5 protein-coding genes are annotated in these 4655 nt (G+C 73.0%); 3 read left to right on the forward strand and 2 right to left on the reverse strand.

Annotated elements, in window-relative coordinates; translation table 11 throughout:
- The 3 genes from AC27VN_RS33350 to AC27VN_RS33360 all read left to right on the forward strand — a co-directional run.
- Positions 1-1465: Mur ligase family protein (locus AC27VN_RS33350; RefSeq protein ID WP_490879331.1), on the forward strand; the 1465-nt coding region annotated here is incomplete at its 5' end.
- Positions 1462-2415 carry an alpha/beta hydrolase family protein gene (locus tag AC27VN_RS33355; RefSeq protein WP_490879332.1) on the forward strand — a complete coding sequence of 318 codons (954 nt, stop codon included), beginning with the start codon at positions 1462-1464 and terminating at the stop codon, positions 2413-2415. The genes AC27VN_RS33350 and AC27VN_RS33355, both read left to right, overlap by 4 nt.
- A 132-nt stretch (positions 2416-2547) precedes the next feature.
- Positions 2548-3618 carry an aldose epimerase family protein gene (locus tag AC27VN_RS33360; protein WP_490879333.1) on the forward strand — a complete coding sequence of 357 codons (1071 nt, stop codon included), beginning with the start codon at positions 2548-2550 and terminating at the stop codon, positions 3616-3618.
- Between the two features lie 15 nt (positions 3619-3633).
- On the opposite strand, the gene AC27VN_RS33365 is transcribed toward AC27VN_RS33360, so the two are convergent.
- Together AC27VN_RS33365 and AC27VN_RS33370 are read right to left on the reverse strand one after the other, a co-directional pair.
- A complete protein-coding gene (locus AC27VN_RS33365; RefSeq protein ID WP_208514072.1) occupies positions 3634-4320 on the reverse strand; it encodes a Crp/Fnr family transcriptional regulator in 687 nt (228 codons plus the stop codon).
- Positions 4321-4389: 69 nt separating this feature from the next.
- Positions 4390-4655, reverse strand: a 266-nt coding sequence (locus AC27VN_RS33370) for a helix-turn-helix transcriptional regulator (RefSeq protein WP_490879334.1), incomplete at its 5' end; no start/stop codon positions are given.

Consider the following 4655-nt stretch of genomic DNA (forward strand, 5'->3'; position numbering starts at 1 on the left):
CGCCGAGGCGCTGCAGCGCATCACGCGCGGCCAGTGGCTGGTCGAGCCGCCGCCCGATTGGCTCGCGCGCTCGGTGGTGCGCGGCCCGAAGCACATGGAGCTGCTGCCGGCGCCCGCGCTGTTCGTCGCCTCCGACTACCAGACCCTGGCCGCGCACGAGCGCTACAGCCGGCCGCGCAGCACGGTCAACTGGGACCGCCACCTGCTGCTGCCAGGCCTGCAGGACCAGCTCGCGGGCGCGATCGTGCAGCACCCGGTCGAGGGCCTGGCTCCGGACTTCCCGCTGCTGCAGGTCGAGGACCCGATCCGCGCCATGCTGCGCCTGGGTGCCGCCGCGCGCGAGCGCTACCGCGGCCTGCTGGTTGGCGTGACCGGCACCGTGGGCAAGTCCTCCACCATCGCGATCCTGCGCGACCTGCTGCCCGCGCAGGCGCGCGTGCACACCACCATCGACAACTACAACTCGCGCGTCGGCGTGCCGGCGATGCTGGCCAGCCTCGGGCCCGACGTCGACGTCTGCATCCTCGAGATGGCGCAGAGCTCGCTGTGGATGGACCGCGGCCCGATCTCGCTGATGGCGCGCCCGCACGTGGCGATCGTCACCGAGATCGGCCTGTCGCAGACCCGGCAGGCCGTGAGCGTGGAGCAGACGGCCGAGTACAAGTCGCGCATCTTCCTCGGCCTGGAGCCCGGTGGCGTGGCGATCGTGCCCGACCACATCCCCTGCCTGCTGCAGATGGTGCAGGCCGCCGCGCGCACCGCGGGCGCGGTCTGGGTGGTGGGGCGCGGGCCGCAGGCCGACGTGCGCGTGCTCGGCACCGAGCCCGAGGGCCATGGCTGCCGCGTGCACATCGCGCTGCGCGGGCGCACCCATTCCTACCTGTTCCCGGTCGCGAGCGAAGGGCTGGTGCGCAACTCCACGCTCTCGTTCGCGGCCCTGGTCGCGATGGGCTTCGACCCCGAGGCCGCCTGCGCGCGCATGCCCGGCGTGCGGCTGCCGGCCTCGGTGATGCACGTGCAGGCGCTGCGCACCGAAAGCGGCGTGCAGGCCACGCTGATCGACGACAGCTGGAACGCCGAGGTGATGTCGATGCGCAATGCGATGGCCTTCGTGCGCGACTACGGCCGCGCGGGCGGTGGCGGGAGTGGCGCCGCGCCGGTCGCGCGCCGCATCGCGATGCTGGGCCGCATCGTCAACCTCGACCATGCGGCCGAGGCCATGCACCGCAGCCTCGCGGCGCCGCTGCTGGACTCGGGCATCGAGCACGTGGTGACGCACGGCCAGGAGATGCGCTGGCTGCGCGAGGAGATGCCGGCCTCGATGCTGGGCCCGCACTTCGAGAGCGCGGCCGAGGCCGCCGGCTACCTCGGCGCCTTCCTGCGCGACGGCGACCTGCTGCTGGTGAAGGGCGACCGCGACCGCTCCGACTTCGGCGACATCCCCGAGCTGCTGCAGAAGTTATGAACCTGCGCTCGACCTCCGTGCTGCTGTGCGCGCTCGCCGTGGCGCTGGTGCAGGCGGCCTGCGCGCAGCGCGCCGAGATCCGACCGCCCGCGATCCGCGCCATCGGCGACGAGGTGCTGCACTGGAACCAGCCCGCGGTGCGCGAGAACTGCCCCGAGGGCCGCTTCGGCTTCCTCTGGGTGCAGCCGGTCGAGGGGCCGGCCTGCATCCGCTACTTCGCGAGCAGCGACATCGAGGGCGCGCGCGTCGCTATCGTGCAGTTCTCGGGCGACCGCGACGCCGTGATGGACCAGCCGCCCGCGCGCATCTCGGGCAACACCGAGGCGCTGCGCACCACCGACGCGCAGCGCAACCGCGACCGCGCCGGCGTGCCCTGGATCTTCGTCGCGCGGCCCGGCACCTACGGCTCCTCGGGCAACCACCGCCAGCGCCGCCAGCCGGTGGAGTTCCATGCGCTCGATGCCGCGCTCGACGCGCTGATGCAGCGCCACCGGATCCAGCGCCTGGTCATCCTCGGCCACAGCGGTGGCGCCACCGCAGGTGCCGCGCTGCTCACCATGGGCCGCACGCGCGTGGCCTGCGCGGTGCTGACCTCGGGCGCCTACGGCCTGCTCGAGCGCGCGCGCCTGCTCGGGCGTTCGCGCGACGGCCGCACCGACACCACCGGCAGCACGCGCTTCTACGACCCGCTCGACCATGTCGACGGCGTGGTGCCCGATCCCGCGCGCCGCATCGTGCTGATCGGCAACCGCGAGGACGAGAACACGCCCTTCGCGCTGCAGGAGCGTTTCGCCGAGGCACTGCAGCGCGCCGGCCATCGCGTGGAGATCCGCACCGCGGCCGCGGAGCCGCCCGACTTCCACGACCTCAAGGACCGCGCGGGGCCGAATGCCGCCGCGGCCTGCGCGCGCGAAGCCATGTACCCGGAGCCGCGCGGCACCGAGCGCTGAAGGGCGGCCGGGGCGGCCGGCCCGCGTACATTCACGCCATCGAACGCAAGGCGAAGGCACGATGTCCATGAGCGCCGCGCCGGGCCGCCCCAAGCAAGCTCGCACCGCAGTGCGAAGCACGAAGGTACTTTAATGAGCGAACCGAGGATCTCCCAGCGCAGCTACGGCCGCATGCCCGACGGCCGGCCCGTCATCGAGTACACGCTCGACAACGGCCTCGGCCTGCGGCTGCAGGCGATCAACCTCGGCGGCATCGTCACCGCGCTGCTGGTGCCCGACCGCCAGGGCCGCGCCGCCAACGTGGTGCTGGGCCTGCCCGACCTCGCGGCCTACCTCGGGCCGCATCCGCACTTCGGCACCATCGTCGGGCGCTTCGCCAACCGCATCGCCGCCGGGCGCTTCGAACTCGACGGCCAGGCGCACCAGCTCGCGCTCAACGACGGGCCGAACTCGCTGCACGGCGGAACGCAGGGCTTCGGGCAGCGCTTCTGGAGCATCTACGCGCTGCCGGGCGAGCCCGGGCGCATCGGCATCGAGCTGCGCCATGTCAGCGCGCACGGCGACGAGGGCTATCCGGGCGAGCTGCGGCTCGCGGTGCGCTACGAACTGAGCACCACGGCCAACACCTGGCGCATCGTCTACCGCGCCGAGACCGACCGGCCGACCGTGCTGAATCTGAGCCACCACGACTACTTCAACCTCGCGGGCCAGGGCAGCGTGATGGCGCACCGGCTCACGCTGCCGGCCAGCCGCTACTGCCCGGTCGATGCCACGCTGATCCCTACCGGGCTGGCCGAGGTGGAGGGCACGCCCTTCGATTTCCGGCAGCCGCTGGCCATCGGCGATCGCATCCGAGACGGCCATGCGCAGATGCTGATCGCGCGCGGCTACGACCACAACTGGGTGCTCGACCGCGCGCAGGAGCGCGACGGCCTCGCGCTGGCCGCGCGGCTGGCGCACGAGGCCTCGGGCCGCACGATGGAAGTGCACACCACCGAGCCCGGCGTGCAGTTCTATTCGGGCAACTTCCTCGACGGCAGCCTGCTGGGCAGCGGCGGCGCGGCGATCCGCCAGGGCGACGGCCTGTGCCTGGAGACGCAACACTTCCCCGATTCGCCGAACCGGCCGGAATTTCCCTCCACGGTGCTGCGGCCCGGCGAGGTGTTCCGCAGCGTCACCGAGCACCGCTTCGGCATCGCCTGAAGCCCGGCGCCGGGCTCAGGCCGCCGACAGGCGGTCGTCGGGCACCGTGCCGAAATCCGTCAGCGCGAAATCCTCGGGCACGTGCACGGCCTGCGCATCGCGCCGCAGCAGGCCGCGCTGCTCCATGGCGCGCATGGTCTTGTTGACCACCTCGCGCGACAGCCCCGAGTACGAGGCGATCATCGACTGCGAGATGCGCTTGTCGAAGCCGCCCGCGTGCACCGGCGCCAGCTGCGTGAGCTGGTGCAGCACGTGGCCCACCAGCGCGCCCGAGGACAGCGTGGAGACGCGCCGCAGCCGTCCGCGCAGCAGGGCCAGCCGCTTCGCCACCAGGCCCAGCAGGCGCAGCGCGATCTCGGGACGGCGCGCGCACAGCTCGCGCAGCGCGGCCACCGACACCAGGTGCACCGACGAGGGCAGCGCCGCGACCAGCGCCTGCGTCGAGCGGTAGCGGTCCTCCGGCAGCCCGAGGTCGAGGAAGAAGTCGTCGGCGCGGATGAACTCGCTCGTGAAGTCGGCGCCCGGCGTGCGGCCGCGCGCCACCACGCGCAGCAGCCCGCTCGCCACGCAGTAGACGCGGTCGGTGTCCTCGCCGGCCTCGAGCACGGTCTCGTTGCGCCGGAAGTAGCGCAGCTCGCTGTGGCGGGTCAGCCATTCCCGTTCCGCCATCGGAAGGCCGGCCGTGAGGGGATGCAGGTACATGGCCGCGATGATTGGCGCGCGCGGCCGTCGCGTCTTCTCATTGCGCGCAGGCGACCCGCGGTGAAACGATCAGGGGCCGTCTGCCAGCGCCCGCGCGTCGCGCGGCGTCATGGCATAGGCGGCGCGGAAGGCGCGGTAGAAGGTCGCGAGGCTGTCGAAGCCGCAGAGGTAGGCGATGTCGGTGATCGAGCGGCCTGGCGCCGCGCCCAGCAGCCGCGAGGCATCGGCGAGCCGCAGCGCCGTGAGCGTGCGCGCGAACGAACGGCCGGTGGGCTCGAACAGCACGTGCACCTGGCGCAGCGAGATGCCCAGCTCGCGCGCGACGCTCGAGGGCG

It is taken from the genome of Variovorax sp. 20P10.2.4 (genome assembly GCF_058244205.1).

Excerpts from the sequence above, each read along its gene's own strand:
- AC27VN_RS33355 (WP_490879332.1), top strand. The coding sequence starts at position 1,462 with ATGAACCTGCGCTCGACCTCCGTGCTGCTGTGCGCGCTCGCCGTGGCG.
- AC27VN_RS33360 (WP_490879333.1), top strand. The coding sequence starts at position 2,548 with ATGAGCGAACCGAGGATCTCCCAGCGCAGCTACGGCCGCATGCCCGAC.
- AC27VN_RS33365 (WP_208514072.1), bottom strand. The coding sequence starts at position 4,320 with ATGTACCTGCATCCCCTCACGGCCGGCCTTCCGATGGCGGAACGGGAA.